The sequence below is a fragment of the Candidatus Pseudomonas auctus genome, from assembly GCF_048654275.1.
In the GTDB taxonomy this organism is placed as follows: domain Bacteria; phylum Pseudomonadota; class Gammaproteobacteria; order Pseudomonadales; family Pseudomonadaceae; genus Aquipseudomonas; species Aquipseudomonas pharyngis.
On the sequence record NZ_JBJYZK010000012.1, the window covers coordinates 15082 to 36472 of the forward strand.

2 protein-coding genes are annotated in these 21391 nt (G+C 64.0%); both read right to left on the reverse strand.

Annotated features, from left to right (window positions below):
• The gene (locus ACKUG4_RS20725; RefSeq protein ID WP_445434718.1) at nt 1-8301 is read right to left on the reverse strand and encodes a non-ribosomal peptide synthetase; all 8301 of its coding nucleotides are present in this window, start codon (nt 8299-8301) and stop codon (nt 1-3) included.
• Nucleotides 8298-21296, reverse strand: coding sequence for a non-ribosomal peptide synthetase (locus tag ACKUG4_RS20730; protein WP_445434719.1), 12999 nt, complete (start codon nt 21294-21296; stop codon nt 8298-8300). Before ACKUG4_RS20730 ends, ACKUG4_RS20725 begins: the two co-directional genes overlap by 4 nt.
• Between the last annotated feature and the right edge of the window lie 95 nt (nt 21297-21391).

A 21391-nucleotide genomic window follows, 5' to 3' on the forward strand; every position in this document is an offset into this window, starting at 1 on the left:
TCAGGACAACACTTGCCCCGTCGCCACCGTCAGCCCGTCATGCCACCACGCTGCAAGACTGAAGACGTTGGGCGCCTTGAGGATCGTGAAGTGGTTGCCCGGGCCGTACCACACCGCCAGATCCCTGGCCTCACGCTGCCAGCCTTCGAGCATCGCCGCCTGTTCGCGCTGGTTGCCCGAGGCGTCCAGCGTCGGGTCGTCCACCAGCGCCAGACGCACCGGACCGGTGTAGGCCAGCGCCGGCCGATAGACCGTGCGCAGTGCGGTGGCGAACGTGCGCACCGGGCCCTGCATCGCATCGAGTGACGCGCGTTCCGACAGCACACCCGCGCGCACCATCCCCTCGTGCAGCAAGCGCATTTGCGTGCTGTCGTCGGCTTCGGCGAAGGTCAGCGCATCGATGCCCAGGGACTTGCCGCTGGACAGCTGCAGCGACTCGATCAGCCGCAACAGCGCCGCCGTCGTGGTGTAAGGCTTGCCCACCACACTGTTGCCGCCCGGCGATTCACTGTCGATCAGCGTCAGGGATGCCACTTCACGCCCCGCCGCCTGCAACTGCGCCGCCATGGCGTAAGCCACCCAACCACCGAACGAATGCCCGATCAAATGCACCGGCCCTTGCGGATACAACTGCTCAAGCGCCCGCCGGTAGAACGTGGCGGCGCTTTCGACCCGGCTGTGCGGCACCGTCGCGCCGTCGAGGCCTCGGGGTTGCAGCCCATGAATCGGCCACTCCGGCCCCAGCGCCTCGGTCAGATGGAGGAACCCGGTAACACTGTCGCCGGCACCCGGCACGCAGAAAATCGGTGCATGTCCGGTGTGACCGGTCTGGATGGTCAGGATCGGCTGATAGGCCGCTGGCGCTGGCGCAGTTGCCGTTTCCAGCGCCTGAGTCAGGGCCTGCCCCAGAGCCTGAACGTGAGGTGCTTTCATCATGCTCTGGTGGTCGCCCGGTATGTCGATGCAGTTCAACTCCGCACCCGGCAATTCTTCAGCCCAACCGCGCGTGGCGCTGAGTCGTGACATTTGCGCCGAACGCTCCGTGGCACGCAGCAGATGCAACGGCAGGCCGATCGGGTTGATCCGGTAATGCGCCAACGCATGCCCGTGGGCCACTTCCCGGTCGAGGTAATGCCAGGCATCCGCCGACGAGACAGCTGCCAGTTCGGGTCTGAGCAACTGCTGTTCGTGACAATGGTTGAACAAATCGGCGAACGCCCACTGCTCAAGTTCGGTCTGCAACACGGCCAGACGCGCCAGTGCCTGCTGCCCCTGCGTCTCGCGTCCAGCCCAATGCGCCGTGCAATGCAGAAGCAATTGCCGCTTGTGCACATGTGTATCGTTCCACAGCGCCTTGTCTGGATCGGCCAGACGTGGCACGTAGGAGTCGATCAGCCCGACAAACGCCACTGACTCGTCCATCCCGAGCAGTTGCGCCGCGATTTCATAAGCCAGCACGCCACCGAACGACCAGCCGGCAAGCCGATAAGGGCCGTGGGGTTGTCTGGCGCGGATTACCTCGACCAGCCGGGTTGCCAGGCACTCCATGGTGCGCAGTTGCGCCATCCCGGGATCGATACCCGGCAAGCCGTAAATCGGGAACTCGCCGCCGATGTGCAGGCCCAGCGCCGGGAAATACAGGTCCCGACCACTGAACTCATGCACCAGGAACAACGGCGTGCCCCGCTCGCTTGCCCGCACCACGACCACGCCGTCATGGTGTTGCACAGCGTCATCGCGCTGGCACAACAGCGTGGCAGCAGACTCGACAGTTGGATGCTGGAACAGCTCGGCCAACGAAATCGGCCTGTTGGCCTTCTGCATCAGATCGACGAGCCGCACCGCCAGCAGCGAATGCCCGCCCAGTTCGAAGAAGTTGTCATGGCGGCCTACCCGGTCGACTTGCAACACTTGCGCCCAGAGCCCGGCCAGTGATTCCTCAAGAGGATTGGCCGGCGCTTCATAGTCACGCATGACCAGCGCTTGGTGTGTCGGCGCCGGCAAGGCTTTGCGATCGACCTTGCCGTTGTTGTTCAGCGGCAGGCTCGCCATCGCCACCCAGGCGCTCGGCACCATGTACTCCGGTAACCTGGCTTGCAGCAGTGCGCGCAGAGTAGCGCTCTGCAATGCAGGATCGTGCGCCGTGTAATAGGCCACCAGCCGCGTTGGCTCCTGTCCGTCGCGTCGGGCCAGGACCACCGCTTCCTTGACCCCCGGACAGCTCAAGAGGCGGTTTTCGATTTCTCCGAGCTCAATGCGGAAGCCGCGAATCTTCACCTGGTCATCATTGCGGCCGATACATTCCAGTCGCCCCGGCGCCTGCCAGCGCACCAGGTCGCCCGTGCGATACATCAAGGCTTGCGGGTTGTCGCTGAACGGATCCCGGAGGAATTTCTCGGCACTCAGTTGAGGCCGATTCAGATAGCCCAGCGCAACCCCCTGACCACCGATGTACAACTCGCCGGTGACGCCGAACGGCACCGGTTGTTGCCGGTTATCCAGCACATACACGCGGGTATTGCCGATGGGGCCGCCAATCGAAACGCTATCCGCTTCCGGCGCCACCTCACGCACTTCGAAGGTGGTGGCGTACGTCGTGGTTTCGGTCGGGCCATAACAATGCACCAGGCGCAGGTCCGGTGCTTCGGCGAGCAGCTTTCGAAACGCTGCCGGATCGCCACGCTCCCCACCGCACAGCAGGATGCGCAGCCTTTTGAGCGCTTCGGGAATCAACTGCACGTACTGATTGAACAACGCGGTGGTGACGAAGAGGATCGTGGCCCCGCACCGGCTCAGCTCCCGACCGAATGCCTGTGGGTCGAGCAAGGTCGCATGATCGATCACGGCCACTTGGCCACCGTTGAGCAAGGCGCCCCAGATATCCATGGTGCTCGCGTCGAACGCCGGGTTCGAAGCGAATGCCACCCGGTCCCTCGGGTTGAAATCGGCGTAGCCGCAATCGATCACAAGGCGGGTAATGCCGCGATGCGGCACCATGACCCCCTTCGGCGTGCCCGTGGAGCCCGAGGTGTACATGATGTACGCCAGCGCCTCCGAGGACTGAGGCAGATCCGGGTTGTGCGAAGGGCTCCCGGCAAGCGCCAGGGTATCCAGATCCATTCGTCGCACCGGGTACTCGATGGCCTGATCGCTGCCGGTCAACAGCGCGACCGCCTGACAATCCTGCACCATGAATGCCTGACGCTCGGCGGGTGCGTTGATGTCCAGCGGCACATAGGCCGCCGCACACTTGATGATCGCCAACTGCGCGATCAACAGTTCCAGCGAGCGTGGCAACAGAATCGCCACATGATCGCCGGGCTGCACACCTTGAGCGATGAGATGATGAGCCAGGCCGTTGGCGCTGCGGTTCAGTTCTGCGTAACTCAACACCTGCGTCCCGTGCACCGCGGCAACGGCTTGCGGATGCTCGGCGGCCTGCATCTCGAAGACCCGGTGCACGGTAAGCACTTGCGGACAATCCCGCGCGGTGGCGTTGAATTCGTCGAGCAACTGCGTGCGTTCCTGATCCTCGATTATCTGCGCGTGCTCCAGCACTGCCTGGTCGTTGTTGACCATGGCCTGCAACAGGCGCTGGAAATAACCGACATAACGCCGTGCCGTCGCCTCATCGAAGAGCGCTGTGGCGTACTCCATCCAGCCATTTATCCCGTTCGGCGATTCACCCAGGGTCAGGGTCAGGTCGAACTTGGCGAAGTGACTCGGCTCCGCCACCGCTTCCAGGGTCAGATCCCCCAGCGCCAATACCGGCCCGTCGCTGTTGCGCCAGTTGAACATGGTCTGGAACAGCGGGCTGTGGGCCAGGCTGCGGGCCGGTCGGGCGATTTCCACCACTTGCTCGAAGGGCAGGTCCTGATGGGCCTGGGCCTGCAGGGTCAGCGCCTTGACCCGCGCCAGCAGCGCTTCGGTGCTCAACTCACCGGAAGTATCAATGCGTAACGCCAGGGTATTGACGAACAACCCGATCAGTCCGTCGATTTCGGCCCGGAAACGGTTGGCCACCGGCGAGCCGACCACCACGTCCGATTGCCCGGCCAAACGACCGAGCAGCATCGCCCACGCGCTCAGCATCGTCATGTACAGCGTCACGCCATGGCGCTGGCTCAAGGCTTTGAGCCCGGCGCTCAAGCGCTCGTCCAGGCACACTTCGACGCTGCTGCCGGCGTAATCCTGTTGCGGTGGTCGCGGTCGGTCGGCAGGCAACGTCAGCAAGGCTGGCGCATCGGCCAGCGTACGTTGCCAGTATTCGCTCTGGCGCTGCAAAACCTCCCCGCTCAGCCAGCGTCGCTGCCAGACGGCATAGTCGGTGTATTGCAACGCCAGCGGCGGCAAAGGGTCCGCCAACCCCTGACTGAAAGCCTGATACAACGCCATCAGCTCGCGGGTCAGCACCTCCATCGACCAACCGTCGGAGATGATGTGATGCAAGGTGATCAGCAACACATGGTGATCGTCGGCCATACGCACCAGCCGTCCGCGAATCAACGGATCATCCTGCAAGTCGAACGGGCCGGAAGCTTCCCCCTGAATCAGCGCCTGCAAGGCTTCATCGGCCTGCGGGTGCTGGCGCAGGTCCTCGACCCGCAGCAGCACACCGCTGTCGGGCGGAGTAATCAGCACCTGGGCTTCGCCGTTGTACGGCGTGAAACGGCTGCGCAGGCTTTCGTGGCGAGCGACAATCCGGGCCAGTGCCCGCTGTAGCGCATCGGCGTCGAGCACACCGCGCAGACGCAGACCGATCGGAATGTTGTAAGCGGTGTTGGCACCTTCCATCTGCGCCAGAAACCAGAAGCGCTGCTGGGAAAACGACAGCGGCAATGCGCCTTCCCGTGGCACCGGCAGGATCGGTGGCTGCGTCGAGCGTCCGGCCTGGGCAAGCGACTGCGCCACCGACGCCAGGTCGGCATTGGCGAACAACTCGCCGAGCGCTAGCTCCACGCCCAGCCGCTGACGCACTTGCGCGACCATGCGCATGGCCAGCAACGAATGGCCGCCCAACTCAAAGAAATGATCCTGACGCCCTATCCGTTCGACCTGCAGAATTTCGGCCCAGATCTGCGCCAGCGTGCATTCGAGCTCGCCTTGCGGCGCATCGTACTCGCGTGTGAGCAGCGCCGTGCGCTCCGGCAACGGCAAGGCCTTGCGATCCAGTTTGCCATTGGCGGTCAGCGGCAGGCTGTCGAGTCTGACGAACGCGACCGGCACCATGTACTCGGGCAACTGGCCCAGCAGATGCTCGCGCAGTTGCGCCACAGCCAGTGGCTGCACCTGGGCCTGCTCGGTGAAATAAGCCACCAGCCGTGGTTGTCCAGGCTCATCTTCACGGGCCAGCAGCACCGCTTCCTGAATGCCGGGAAGCTGGTGCAGACGGCTTTCGATTTCCCCCAGTTCTATACGCATGCCGCGGATTTTCACCTGGTCATCGTTGCGTCCCAGGTATTCGATCGTCCCGTCCCGGCGCCAGCGGGCAAGGTCGCCGGTGCGATACAGACGCGCATTCGGTCGTTCACTGAAGGGGTCCGGCAGAAAGCGTTCGGCGGTCAGTTGCGCACGGTTCAAGTAACCACGCGCCACGCCTCGGCCACCGATATACAGCTCGCCGGGCACCCCGATCGGCACCGGACGTTGTTGGCCATCGAGCAGGTACACCGAGGTATTGCTCACCGGTTTGCCGATGTGCAGCGCCTCCCCCGCCTCGATCCGTCCAGACGTAGCGACTACGGTGGCTTCGGTCGGGCCATAGTTGTTGATCACATCGAAATGCTGATTGCGCGAAAACTGACGCAAGCGATCGCCGCCGATCAGCAGGGTACGCAATGTCGGGTGCTCGAGATGCCGGCTGAAGGCGTATTCGGCGACGGGCGTCGGCAGGAAACTCACGTCCAGCGGTTGCGCGCACCACCAGGCCAGCAGCCCGTCGACGTCTTCGCCGCCGTCCTGCGCAGGCGCCAGGTACAGGGTCGCGCCGACGCACAGAGCTGGCCAGACTTCCCATGCCATCGCGTCGAAGCCGAACCCGGCCAGACTCGACGTATGGCGGCCGGCACACAGGTCAAACGCGTTGCAGTGCCAGTCGACCAGATTGGCCAGTGTCTGGTGTTCGACCATCACGCCCTTGGGCAAACCGGTGGAGCCGGAGGTATAGATCACGTAAGCCAGGTTCGCCTCGGACAGACCTGATACCACCGGGTTTGCGTCATTGCCTGAGCGCCAGGTGCACGGATCAAGATCGAGTACCGGCAGCTCCTGTCCCGGCAGCCGTGCGAGCAGGTCACTTGAGGTCAGAATCGCCACTGGCTCGCAATCGCTCAGCAGATAATTCAAGCGTTCGGCCGGATGCGCGGGGTCGATCGGCACATACCCGGCGCCTGCCTTGAGGACTGCGAGCAATCCGGCCAGGGTATCCAGCCCTCGCCGGGCGACGATGGCTACCCGGTCATCCGGCTGCACACCCAGATCGATCAAGCGATGCGCCAGAAGGTTGGCCTGGCGGTTCAGTTCGTGGAACGTCAGTTGCTTGTCCAGATGCACCGCCGCCAGCGCTTGCGGTCGCGCGACGACCTGCGCCTCGAAGCGTTGATGAATTGTCTGTCCGCGAACGTATTCGACATCGCTGGCGTTGAACCCCGTCAACAGCTGTTCGCGCTCCGGGGCGGGCAACACCGACAGTTGACTCAGCGGCGTATCCGCCGCGTGCTCCAGCGCCTGCAACAGGTTTTCCATGGCACACAACATATAGCCGCAGATGCGCTGCGCCTCGACTTCACGGGTGGCCAGCAGCGTCAGGCTGAAGCGATCGCCAAAGTCATCGATGCTCAAGGTCAGCGGGTAATTGGTGCGTTCCTCCGCATGCAGGACGCTGATCCCCTCCCAGGCCGAGAGTGCTTCGGCACTGGCATTGGCACTTGAGGTGCTGTGCCGATAATTGAGCAGCGAACTGAACAGCGGCGATGACCCGACCACCCCACTGCAGCGCTGGGCCAGCACCAGCGGTGCGTGCTCATGGCGCATCAGGCTGGTCAGACGTGCATGGGTGGCCTTCACCGACTCATTCGCTGCCAGCGCGCTGACCTCTACCCGGAGCGGCAAGGTGTTGATGAAAATGCCCAGCGCGCGGTCGGTCGACTCCGCCCCTTGCATCCGCCCCATCAGCACGGTACCGAACACAACGGCGGACTTGCCGGTGAGTGCATTCAGGACCTGCCCCCAGCCGAGATGGAACAGACTCGCGACACTCACCCCGAGTGACCGGGCACTGGCTCGCAGGCGCTGCCCCAGCAACGGGTCAAGTGGCACACCGCACTCTTCGATGTCGCTGCCGTCGCCATGCACGCCCTGCAGGCCGAACGGCAACGTCGGCTCGTCGATGTCACCGAGCATCTCGCGGAAAAACGCCTCGTGCTCCGACTCGCTGATGCCTAGCCGCGCCTGGGCGACATAATTGCGAAACGGTACGGGCGCTCCCAGTCTGGTGCTCTGTCCTGACAGGCACACCTGCATTTCCTCGCTGACCACCGCGAGCGCCGAGTGATCCATCGCCATGTGGTGAAACAGCAATATCGCGACGATACGCCCGGCCTTTGCATCCCAGGCATGGGCCAGGCGCAATAGAGGCGCACGTGTCACGTCGAGACGGAAATGCCGGGCGTCGAATCGCGCATGCAACTGCTCCAGCACATCGCCTTGAGCCACATCGAGCTGCACTTCTTCCACAGGTAACCCGACGCTTCGCAGGACCACTTGCACCGGCGTATCCAGTCCTTCCCAGACGATGGCGGTGCGCAGAATGTCGTGGCGTTCGATGACGGTCTGCAGGGCCTGGACGAATGCCTCGAACCGCTCAGGTCCGCTGAACGCGAATTTCGCCTGCATCACATACGGATCACCCTGTGCAGCGCTCGCGTGGTGGTAGAGGATGCCCTCCTGCAACGGCGTCAGTGGATAGATGTCATGGACATTGGCGCCGCCGCCAGGGATCTGCGCGACAATTTGATCGAGGGTGTCCTGGCTCAGGTCAACCATTGTCAGCATCGCCGGGGTGACCCGTGTTGTGCCCGGTGAAATGCCATTGACCGGCACTGCAACCTGCCCTTCCCGTGCGGGCGAGTAACCGCCCGCCTCGATCAGCTCGATCAATGCCGGCTTGTGCTCGCGCAATGCGGCCAGCAAGGCCGGTTCACTCAGGGCCTGCTTGTTGCCATTGACCCGTAATTGTCCGTCCGTGATTGCCAACTGGATGTCTTTTGTCTTCAGCGTCGCCAACAGTTCATTCAGGCTCACAGGACGATCTCCATTCTTTCCGTGATAGCTGCGTAACCAGCCAGAGTCGGTTGCTCGAACAACGTCCGGACATCGGCTTCGATACCTGCCTGTTGCAGGCGCCCGATCAGACTGACCGCCAGCAACGAATGCCCACCCAGCTCAAAGAAATGGTCTTGCCGTCCGACGCGCTCGACCTTGAGCAATTCGCACCACAGTCCTGCGAGGAGGGTTTCCATTTCGCCGACCGGGGCTTCGTATTCGCGACGGCTGACCGCAGCCGAATCCGGTGCGGGCAGCGCCTTGCGATCCACCTTGCCGTTGGGACTCAGCGGCAGGCTGTCGAGCGCGACGAATGCCGACGGCACCATGTAATCGGGCAAGCGTGCCAGCAAGTGTTCGCGCAACGCCTCGATCCCCGGTTGCCCGACTTCGGCGTGCCGGGTGAAGTACGCCACCAGACGCTCCTCACGCACCAGTACCACGACTTCGCGCAGCGCTGGATGGCTGAGCAGTTGCGCTTCGATCTCACCCGGTTCCAGACGCAGGCCACGCAGCTTGACCTGGAAGTCGTTGCGCCCGATGAATTCGAGCTGGCCATCGGCGCGGTAGCGCACAAGGTCGCCCGTGGCGTACAACCGGTCGCCGGCCACAAACGGGCTCGGGATAAACCGTTCGGCCATCAATTGCGGCAGGCCCAGATAACCCCGCGCAACCCCGGCACCACCAATGAACAACTGACCGATCACGCCCATCGGCACCGGCCGCTGAGCGGCATCGAGGACATATAGACGGGTGTTGTTGATCGGCCGTCCGATCGGCAACGCGCTGTCCGGCACCGGCATCGACGGTTCCAGCGTCCACGCCGTGCTGTCGACCGTGGCTTCGGTCGGGCCGTAAACGTTGTGCAAGCGCACTTGCGGCAAACGCTCGCGCACACGGCGAGCCAGCGCCGGCGTCAGGTCGCCGCCGCCACAGAACACATCGGTAAGGCTGCTGCACTGGCTGACATCGTCCTGCTCGAGGAACTGTTGCAACAGCACCGGCACGAACTGGATCACGCTGATCCGCTGTTCGCGAATCACCCGCGCCAGATACGCCGGTTCACGGTGTCCGTCGGGACGCGCCAGCACCAGACGCAACCCGGCACTCAACGGCCAGAACAGCTCCCAGACCGAGGCGTCGAAACTGAACGGGGTCTTCTGCAACAAGGCGCCGTCCGTCACGACGGGACACAGCTGCGAACTCCAGTGCAGCAAATTGCCGACGCCGCGATGCTCGACCATCACGCCCTTCGGCGCACCGGTCGAGCCGGAGGTGTAGATCACGTAGGCCAGGTTCGAAGCGCTCAGGCCCGGCACTTGCGGGTTGTCCTCCGGGTTGGATGTCCATTGCGCCTGATCCAGATCGATCACCCGCGCAGTGCTCTCGTCGAGCAAGGCGCGAGTCGCCCCATGCACCAGCACCGCTACCGGCGCGCTGTCCTTGAGCATGTAATCCAGACGTTCCGCCGGGTACGCCGGGTCCAGCGGCACATAGGCACCACCCGCCTTGAGAATGCCGAGCAGTCCGACGATCAGCTCCAGCCCGCGCTCGACACAGATCGCCACCCGCGAATCCGGCCCCACGTCCAGCTCACGCAGGTAATGGGCCAGGCGATTGGCCTGTGCGTTGAGTTCGGCGTAGGTCAGCCGCTGCTCACCGGCCTGCAACGCGATGGCTTGCGGCGTGCGTTGCACTTGCGCCTCGAACATAGCGTGAACGGTTTGCTCCAGATCGTCGGCGGTGCCGGTGACGTTAAGGTCGTAAAGCACCCGCTGACGTTCTGCGCCGTCAAGGATCGGCAAGCGGTTCAGCGGCTGATCCGGAGCCTGCTCCAGAGCATCCGCCAGTTGCTCCAGCGCGGTCTGCATGTAGTCGCAGATCCGCTGCGAACCGATGCTCGCCGGGGTCATGGCGGTGAGCACGAACCCGCTGCCCAGATCATCGACCCCCAGACTCAGCGGATAGTTGGTGCGCTCTTCGCTGCTCAGGGTCTCGATGCCCTGCCAGGCCTGACGCCGGTTTTGCTGTTGCGCCGCGTCGGCGCTGTGCCGGTAGTTGAGCATCGAACTGAACAGCGGTGACGGCGCGGCGACGCCACTGCAACGCTGGGCCAGCGCCAGCGAGGCGTGTTCATGGCCGAGCAGCGCACTGAGCCGCGCATGCGTCGCCCGAGCCCCTTCGCGCACTGGCGTATCTCCGAGATCGACCCGCAGCGGCAAGGTGTTGATGAACATTCCCAACGCCCGGTCGGCCCCCTCGCCGCCCTGCATCCGGCCCATCAGCACCGTGCCGAACACCACCCGCTCCTGCCCGGATGTCGCGGCCAGCACCTGCGCCCACGCAAGGTGGAACAGGCTGGCCACGCTGATGCCCAGTTGCCGCGCGAGGCTGCGCAGACGCTGGCCGGTGGCGGCGGTCAGGGCCTGTTGCGTTTCCTCGATGTCGCGACCGTCTCCCTGCACATCCTGCAAGCCGAACGGCAGGGTCGGCTCGTCGATGTCGCCGAGCATGTCGCGGAAGAACGCCTCGTGCTCCTGCTCGCTGACACCCAGCCGCGCCTGTGCCACGTAGTTGCGGTAAGGCACGGCCGCGCCCAACGAAGCTTCATGCCCTTGCAGGCAGGCGAGCATTTCTTGCTGCACCACGTCCAGCGCGGTGTGATCGAGCACGAGATGGTGGAACAGCAACATCGCAACCACCCGGTCGTGGGCCGGATCACGGGCATACACCAGACGCAGCAACGGCGCCTGGCTGATGTCGAGGCGGTAGTGCCGGGCATCGAAACGCTCGTGCAACTGGTCAAGGATGTCGCCATCCGCCGGATCGAGCACTATCTCCTGCACCGGCAAGTCTGCGTGACGCCAGACCACTTGCATCGGCTCGGCCAGCTTCTGCCAGATCACCGCCGTGCGCAGGATGTCGTGACGGGCAATGACCTGGCGCAGCGCCGCGACAAAGCTGTCGACTCGCTCGAGGCTGTCGAAGGCCAGCCGCGATTGGAGCAGGTACGGGTCGCCCTGCTCCGCGCTCAAATGGTGATAAAGAATGCCCTCCTGCAACGGCGCCAGCGGATAAATGTCCTGCACGTTCGCCGCACCACCCGGCACGCTGGCTACGATGCGGTCGATGCTGGCCTGATCCAGTTCGGTCAGGCTCAGCAGCTCCGGGGTGATGCGGGTGCAGTCGGCAGGAATGCGGTTGGCCGGCACTTCGATTTCGCGACCGCTGCCCACCGCTGCCGCCAAAGCAGCCAGAGTCGGCTGGCTGAACAGCACGCGCACGTCGGTGTTGAGGCCGATCTGGCGCAGGCGTTCGATCAGGCTCACGGCCAGCAGCGAGTGGCCGCCCAGTTCGAAGAAGTTGTCGTGACGTCCGACTTGTTCCAGTTTCAACACGTCGGCCCAGATCTGCGCCAGCGCGGTTTCCACCGGGCCTTGCGGGGCCTCGTATTCGCGGCTGAGCCAGGCGCTTTGATCCGGCTCCGGCAAGGCCTTGCGGTCGAGTTTGCCGTTGGCGGTCAGCGGCAAGGCGTCGAGGCGCACGTAAGCCGCCGGGATCAGGGCTTGCGGCAAACGGCTTTGCAGATGATTGCGCAGGGCTTCGATATCGGTCGGCGCATGCTCGGTGAACCACACCAGCAACTGGCCGTCGCGCACCAGCGCCACCGCGTCCTGCACCGCCGGATGTGTGGCAAGCGCAGATTCGATTTCCCCCAGTTCAACCCGCACGCCGCGCAGTTTGACCTGATCGTCGTTGCGGCCCAGGTATTCGATATTGCCGTCTGCCAACCAGCGTGCGAGGTCGCCGGTGCGGTACATGCGTCCTTTGTTGAACGGATCATTCAGGAAGCGTTCGGCGGTCAGATCGGGACGGTTCAGGTAACCCCGTGCGACACCGGCGCCGGCGACGTACAACTCGCCCGTCACACCTACCGGCACGGGGCGTTGCTGGTCGTCGAGCAGATAGATTCGGGCGTTGGCCATCGGCCGGCCGATGTGCAGCGGCTGGCCGACTTCGACCCGGCCGGACGTCGCCACCACCGTGGCTTCGGTGGGGCCATAGTTGTTGATCACCGCAAAGCTCTGCTCACGATTGAACTGCCGCAGCTTGTCGCCGCCGATCAGCAAGGTACGCAGGGTCGGGTGTTGCAGCCCGCGGCTGAAGGCATATTCGGCCACCGGCGTCGGCAGGAAACTCACTTGCAACGGCTGCGCCCGCCACCAGTCGAGCAGTTCGTCCAGATGCTCGTTGCTCACCGATTCCGGCGGCAGGTGCAACGTCGCCCCGACGCACAACGCCGGCCAGACTTCCCAGGCCATTGCATCAAAACCGAAACCGGCCACGCTGGCGGTGTGGCTGCCAGCGTGCAGGTCGAAGGCTTCGGCGTGCCAGTGCACAAGGTTTTCCAGGGTCGCGTGTTCGACCATCACGCCTTTCGGCTGGCCGGTGGAGCCTGAGGTGTAGATCACGTAGGCCAGGTCGTCCGGCGTAAACTCGGCAACCTGCGGATCAGCAACCGACAAGTCTTGCCAGGTCTCATGGGCAAGATCAATCACCGGTATGCCAGCCTGATTCGGCAAAGCTACATCGCGAACCAGTACCACCCTCGGCGCACTGTCGGCCAGCATGTAAGTGATTCGCTCGGGCGGATAAGCCGGGTCGACCGGTACATAAGCGGCGCCGGCCTTGAGGATCGCCAGCAAGCCGACCAGCATGTCCGGGCTGCGTTTGAGACAGATCGCCACTCGTGTCTCGGTAGTGACCCCCAGCCCCCGCAGATGATGGGCCAGGCGATTGGCGCGCTGGTTCAATTGCCTGAACGTCAGGCGCTGCGTGCCCGCCTGAACCGCCACGGCATCCGGCGTGCGCGCAACCTGCGCTTCGAACAGACGATGAACACCTTGCGCTGACGGGTAAACGGCGGAGCTCGCATTGAAGTCGCCAAGCAACTGCTCGCGCGCCGCCGCTGACAGGACGTTGAGACGTTCAAAGGCCTGTCCGGGGTTGTCAGCCAACGCTGTCGCCAGCTCCGTGAGAGCGGTGTGCATCAGCTCGCAGACCCGCTGCGCCCCCACATGATCCGGGGTCAGCACCGACAGGCTGAAGCCATCGCCCCGGTCATTGATGCTCAGGGTCAACGGATAATTCGTGCGCCCGTCCTGGGCCAGGAATTCGATGCCTTGCCAGACCGGATCAACAGGCTCTCGCGCAACGTCGTGGCCGCTGTGTCGATAGTTGAGTACCGCGCTGAACAGCGGCAAAGGCGCGGCCACGGCGCTGCAACGCTGAGCCAGTGCCAGCGACGCATGTTCGTGTCCCAGTAAAGCCGCCAGCCGCTCATGAACCGTGCGAACCGCTTCACTCACACTCTGCCCGTCAACCTCCACGCGCAGCGGCAAGGTGTTGATGAACATCCCCAAAGCCCGATCCGCGCCCTCGCCGCCTTGCATGCGCCCCAGCAGCACGGTGCCGAACACCACGTCCCGGCGTCCGGAAGTCGCCGCCAGCACCCGCGCCCAGGCGAGATGAAACAGGCTCGCGACGCTGACCCCGTATTGCCGCGCCTGGCGGCGCAGGTGCCGATTCAATTCCACCGGCAGCACCAGCGAGTGCTCCTCGATGTTCCGGCCGTCGCCCTGTACGTCCTGCAAGCCGAATGGCAGGGTCGGTTCGTCGATGTCGCCGAGCATTTCGCGAAAGAAGGTTTCGTGTTCGTCCTCGCTGATGCCTTGGCGGGCCTGATGGACGTAGTTGCGGTAGGGGGCGGCGGGCGGCAAAGACTCAACCTGCCCCGGCAGATACAACTGCATTTCCCGGCGAACCACCTCCAGTGCGGTGTGATCCAGCACGACGTGATGAAACAACAGCACACCTGCCACCCGGTCACGCAGCGGATCTTCGGCATATACCAGACGGATCAGCGGTGCCTGACCGAGGTCGAGGCGATAATCCCGGGCATCGAACCGTGCGCGCAACTGATGGAGGATATCGCCATCCAGCGGACTCAAATCGACCGATTGCACCGCCAGCTCGGCCTCTCGCCATACCACTTGCTGCGGGCTCGGCAATCCTTCCCACACCAGACTGGTGCGCAGGATGTCGTGGCGCGCAATCACCTTTTGCAAGGCGTTGGCAAAAGCGTGCAAGCGCTCGACGCTGGCAAAGGCCAGACATGATTGCAGCAGGTACGGGTCGCCCTGCTCCGCGCTCAAATGGTGATAAAGAATGCCCTCCTGCAACGGCGCCAGCGGATAAATGTCCTGCACGTTCGCCGCACCACCCGGCACGCTGGCGACGATGCGGTCGATGCTGGCCTGATCCAGTTCGGTCAGGCTCAGCAGCTCCGGGGTGATGCGGGTGCAGTCGGCAGGAATGCGGTTGGCCGGCACTTCGATTTCGCGACCGCTGCCCACCGCTGCCGCCAAAGCAGCCAGAGTCGGCTGGCTGAACAGCACGCGCACGTCGGTGTTGAGGCCGATCTGGCGCAGGCGTTCGATCAGGCTCACGGCCAGCAGCGAGTGGCCGCCCAGTTCGAAGAAGTTGTCGTGACGTCCGACTTGTTCCAGTTTCAACACGTCGGCCCAGATCTGCGCCAGCGCGGTTTCCACCGGGCCTTGCGGGGCCTCGTATTCGCGGCTGAGCCAGGCGCTTTGATCCGGCTCCGGCAAGGCCTTGCGGTCGAGTTTGCCGTTGGCGGTCAGCGGCAAGGCGTCGAGGCGCACGTAAGCCGCCGGGATCAGCGCTTGCGGTAGACGCGTTTGCAGATGATTGCGCAGGGCTTCGATATCGGTCGGCGCATGCTCGGTGAACCACACCAGCAATTGCCCGTCGCGCACCAGCGCTACTGCGTCCTGCACTGCCGGATGGCTGCTCAGGGCGGCTTCGATTTCCCCCAGTTCAACCCGTACGCCGCGCAGTTTCACCTGATCGTCGTTGCGGCCCAGGTACTCGATATTGCCGTCCGCCAGCCAACGTGCGAGGTCGCCGGTGCGGTACATGCGTCCTTCGTTGAACGGATCATTCAGGAAGCGTTCGGCAGTCAGATCGGGACGGTTCAGGTAACCCCGTGCGACACCGGCGCCGGCGACGTACAACTCCCCCGTCACACCTACTGGCACGGGGCGTTGCTGCTCATCCAGCAGATAGACCTTGGCGTTGGCAATCGGCCGGCCGATGTGCAGCGGCTGGCCGATTTCGACCGGGCCGGACGTCGCGACCACCGTAGCCTCGGTCGGGCCGTAGTTGTTGATCACCGCGAAGGTCTGTTCGCGGTTGAACTGCCGCAGCTTGTCGCCGCCGATCAGCAAGGTGCGCAAGGTCGGGTGTTGCAGCCCGCGGCTGAAGGCATATTCGGCCACCGGTGTCGGCAGGAAACTCACCTGCAACGGCTGCGCCCGCCACCAGTCGAGCAGTTCGTCCAGGTGCTCGTTGCTCACCGATTCCGGCGGCAGGTGCAGGGTCGCGCCGACGCACAACGCCGGCCAGACTTCCCAGGCCATCGCATCGAAACCGAAACCGGCCACGCTGGCGGTGTGGCTGCCGGCGTGCAGGTCGAAGGCTTCGGCGTGCCAGTGCACAAGGTTTTCCAGGGTCGCGTGCTCGACCATCACGCCCTTCGGCTGGCCGGTGGAGCCGGAGGTGTAGATCACGTAGGCCAGATGTGCCGGGGTCAGTTCCGGCAACTGTGGATTGCTGTCCGGCAGATGCTGCCAGGCGTCGCTGTCAAGATTGATCACCGGCACGGCACCCAGCAGGTCGCGAGTGGCCGTCTGTGCCAGCACCGCCACCGGATCGCTGTCCTGCAACAGATAAGTGATCCGTTCTGCCGGATGTGCCGGATCGACCGGGACATAACCGGCGCCAGCCTTGAGGATCGCCAGCAGACCGATCAGCATCTGCGGACCACGCTGCACACAGAGCGCGACGCGGTCGTCCGGTTGCACACCGAGGCCGATCAAGTGATGGGCCAGGCGGTTGGCGCGGCGGTTCAAGCCGTCGTAGCTCAGGCTTTGCCCGCCCTGCACCACTGCCACAGCGTCAGGTTGGGTCGCCGCTCGCGCTTCAAAAAATTGGTGCACCACATGGCCGTGGGCAAAGTCGCGACCGGTGACATTGAAACCGACCAGCACGCGCTGGCGTTCGGCCGCCGACAGAATCGATACCTGATTCAATGGCGCATGGCGATCCTGTTCCAGCGCGCTCAGCAAATTGTGCAGTGCCGTTTGCAGGTAATCGCAGACCCGCGCGCCATCCACTTCGGGCACTGCCTGGACAGAAAGCCGGAAGCCCTGTCCAAGGTCGTCGACGCTGACCACCAGCGGATAGTTGCTGCGCTCACGAGAATCGAGAATCCGGATGCCTTCCCATCCCGGCGTCGCCGTCTGTTGCGCACTGTGGCGATAGTTGAGCAAGGTATTGAACAGCGGTTGCGAACCCGTCACGCCACTGCAACGTTGAGCCAGCATCAGCGGCGCTTGCTCATGCACCAGCAGTTGCGCCAGACGCTCGTGGGTCGCCCTGACACCCGCCTCCACCGCCGTGGCCCCGACATGGACCCGCAGCGGCAGGGTGTTGATGAACATGCCCAACGAACGATCGGCGCCCTCTCCCCCCTGCATGCGCCCCAGCAACACCGTGCCGAATACCACTTCCTCGCGCCCGCAGACCTGGGCAAGTACCTGGCCCCAGGCCTGATGCACCAGACTCGCAACACTGATGCCCAACGTGCGGGCCTGTTGGCGCAGGCGTGCGGCAAGACGCTCATCCAGTGCCAGCTCGCTGTCCACGATGTTTGTGCCATCGCCGAGTACGTCCCGCAGGCCGAACGCCAGGGTCGGTTCAGCGATGTCGCCGAGCATCTCGCGAAAGAATGCTTCATGGGCCTCGGCATTCGAACCGAGACGGGCCTGAGCGACATAGTTGCGGTATTGCACGGGGGGCGGCAGCACGCCGACTTGCCCGTCAAGGGCGTCGCTCATCTCGGCCACCAATACCTCAAGCGCGGTGTGATCGAGCACGATGTGGTGCAACAGCAGGATCCCGACCCAGCGGTTTTGCAAAGGGTCCTCGGTGTAGGCGAAGCGCATCAACGGCGCACGCTGCAAGTCCAGGCGATAGTGTCGCGGATCGAAGCGCGCCTGCATTTGCTGTAACACATCACCGTCCTGCGGATCGGCATCCACCCGCTCCAGTGCCAACGGCGCCGAACGCCACACCACTTGCACTGGCTCGTCGAGGTTTTCCCTGACCACACTGGTACGCAGGATGTCGTGCCGGACGATGACACTGTTCAATGCGCGGACGAACGCCTTGATCTGCGACAGTCCGTCGAAGGCGAACTGCGCTTGCAGCACGTACGGGTCACCGTCGGCAATGGCCAGATGGTGATAGAGGATTCCTGACTGCAACGGTGCCAGGGCGTAGATGTCCTGCACGTTGTCGATACCGCCCTCGACGGTCTCAACGATACGGTCGATGGCCGCTTGATCCAGCGTGGCCAGCGGCAGCATGTCCGGGGTGATGCGGGTGCAACCGGGTTCGATGCGGTTGGCCGGCACGCTGAACGTGGAGGTCCTACCGAGCGTCGCCGCGAGTGCCGCCACGCTCGGCTGGCCGAACAGCACACGGACGTCGCACTGCATGTCCTGCTGACGCATGCGTTCGATCAGCTTCACCGCCAGCAGCGAATGACCGCCCAGCTCGAAGAAATTGTCATGCCTGCCCACCCGCTCCAGCCCGAGCAAGGTTTGCCAGATCACAGCGATGCGGGTTTCGATTTCGCCAAACGGTGCTTCAAACGCCCGCCGGGCGAAGGCTTCGTTGTCCGGCTGCGGCAACGCCCGGCGATCGAGTTTGCCGTTGGCCGTCAGCGGGAAGGCATCGAGGCGCACGAACGCACCCGGCACCATATGCTCGGCCAGCGATGCCAGCAGGTGATCGCGCAATTGCGCAACGCTCGGTTCGACACCTTCGGCGGCCAGCCAGTAGGCCACCAGACGCGTATCGCCGGGGCTGTCCTCGCGGGCGATCACCAGCGCATCGCGCACGCCGTCGCACGAGGCAAGACGTGCCTGGATCTCGCCAAGCTCGATACGGAAACCACGGATTTTCACCTGATCATCGTTGCGTCCCAGGTATTCAAGTTCGCCGTCCACCGTCCAGCGTGCCAAATCGCCGGTCTTGTACAAACGCGCTTCGGAATGCCCACTGAACGGGTCGGCGATGAAGCGCTCGGCGGTCAACGCCTCACGATTCAGATACCCACGGGCAACCCCGGCGCCACCCACATACAACTCCCCGGTCACTCCGGCCGGTACGGGTTCCCGCCGGGCATCGAGGACGTACAGCTGCAGGTCGGGAATGCGCACGCCGATCGGGCTGCTGGCGGTCAGTTGCGCGTCTGCCACCACCAGCGGGCGATAGGTCACATGCACCGTGGTTTCGGTGATGCCGTACATATTCACCAGCCGGGTGCCAGCGTTGCCGATCCGCGCGTACCAGGGTTTGAGTGATCCTGGCTCCAGCGCTTCACCGCCAAAAATCACCTCGCGCAGCGAATGTTGCAGCGGACTGCGGCCCTGAGCGGCGACCAACTGCCGGAAAGCGCTCGGCGTCTGGTTGAGTACGGTGACGCCCGAGCGGCAGAGCAACGCGTAACACTCGTCCGGCGAGCGGCTGATGTGTTGCGGCACCACCAGCAACTGTCCGCCGTAAGCCAGCGCGCCCCAGATTTCCCAGACCGAGAAATCAAAGGCAAACGAGTGGAACAACGCCCAGACGTCTTGCCCGTTGAACCGGAACCAATCGTGGGTCGCGCCAAACAGGCGTGCCACGTTGCGGTGCTCGACCATCACGCCTTTGGGCAGCCCGGTGGAGCCAGAGGTGTAGATCACGTAGGCCAGATGCGCCGGATTCAAGTCCGGGATCTGCGGGTTGAACGCCGGTTCGGTGTGCAATCCGTGGTCGTCGAGGTCGATCTGCGGCACGGATAGCCCGGCAATCCGGTCCAGAGTCGCGGCCTGCATCAGCACCGCCACCGGCGCACTGTCTTGCAGGGTGAAGGTGATGCGCTCCAGCGGATAAGCCGGATCGATCGGCACATATCCGGCACCCGCTTTGAGCACGCCGAGCAGGCCGGCGATCATTTGCGGGCCGCGCTCGACGCAGATCGCTACCCGGTCATCCGGACGGATGCCAAGGGCGAGCAAACGATGGGCCACCTGGTTGGCCTGTCGGTTGAGTGCTCCATAGCTGTAAGTTCGCCCCTCGAACAGCAACGCGACCGCCTCGGGCCGAGTGTGCGCATGCGCTTCGAATTGCTGATGGATCAACGGCGTGTCGAGAAAACTCGCCCTCGGTGTATTGACGCCATACAGCCAGTGTTCACGCTCCGCGGGCGGCAGGATGTTGAGGCTGTGCAATGCGGCTTGCGGGTTGTTCTGCAGCGCATCGACGAGACTGTCCAGTGCCGTGCGCAGGTAACCGGCGATGCGTGAGGCGCCAAGCGTCACATCGGCCAGCACCGTGATGCGCAGGTCCTGACCGAGGTCATCGATGTTGACGGTCAGCGGGTAGTTAGTGCGCTCGCGCGCGCCCAGCACCTGCACTCCCGGCGACAGCTCGATCACTTCGGCGACTTCCTCCACGCTGCTGTGGCGGTAGTTGAGCATGGCGCTGAACAGCGGCGTCGGGACCGCCACGGCGCTGCAACGCTGGGCCAGCGCCAGGGACGCCTGCTCATGGGCGAGCAGCGCGGTCAGGCGTCGGTGCGTCGCCAGCACGCCGTCATGAACGCTCGACGCGCCGACATCCACCCGCAAAGGCAAGGTATTGATGAACATCCCCAAGGCCTGTTCGACACCGTCAGCCGCGTTCATCCGTCCCAACAGAACGGTGCCGAACACCACCGCCGAGCGCCCGCACAGCTGACCCAGCACCCGCGCCATGGCCAGGTGCATCAGGCTCGCCACGCTCACCCCCGATTGTCGCGCGTGGGTACGCAGGCGCTGGCTCAGATCGCTGTCGAGCATGCACGAGACTTCCTCGATGCCCTGCCCGTCACCTTGTACATCGTGCAAGCCGCCGGGCAGTGTTGGCTCGTCGATGTCGCCGAGCATCTCGCGGAAAAATGCCTGGTGCGCTTGCTCATCCGACCCCAGGCGTGCCCTCGCCAGATGGTCACGATATGGCACCGCCCTCGCGACTTCAGCGCCGCGGCCGGACAGATAAGCCTGAATTTCCCGGCGCACCACATCGAGCGCGAGGTGATCCATGATGATGTGATGGAACAACAACAAGGCAGCTACCCGGTCGTTGGCCGGATCCTCGGCGAACACCAGCCGCAGCAACGGGGCCTGTTGCAGGTCGAGGCGGAAGTATTGTGGGTCGTGGCGTGCCAGCAATTGCGCGAGTACATCCTCACGGTCATTCAGATCGACTTCCTCACAGACCAGCGGGGCTTCACGCCAGACCACCTGCACAGGTTCGTCCAGATGCTCCCAGAGGATGGAGGTGCGCAAAATGTCATGGCGCTCGATCACCCGACGCAACGCTTCGGTGAATGCCTCCAGCCGTTCGCGACTGTCGAACGTGAACCGCGCCTGCGACACATAGGGATCACCCTCGGGGGCGGAAAGGTAGTGATAAAGCAGCCCCTCCTGCAGCGGCGCCAGCGGATAGATGTCCTGCACATTCGCCACGCCACCCGGCACGGTGGCGACGATCCGGTCGATGGCCGACTGATCCAGCTGCACCAGCGGCAGCATGTCCGGGGTGATGCGCAGCGCCGGGCTCGACCAGTCGCCGCCGTGGCTCGCCACCAGTTCCAGCAACTGCGCCTTGTGTTTGGCGAGGCTGTCCCACAACGCATCGTCCAGTGCGTCGTCATCGCCCAGAATGACCAGGTCTTCATCGTCCTGTTGAAGGCGGATCGCATGGGTGGAAATAACAGCCATCAGCTCGCGAAATTGCATGGGGGTAACCTGCTGTAAATTCGTAAAAAAGGAGCGCGCAGCGGCGAGTCCGTACGGCGGCGCGCAGCCTGGAAAAGCTAAAACATCGGGGCTTG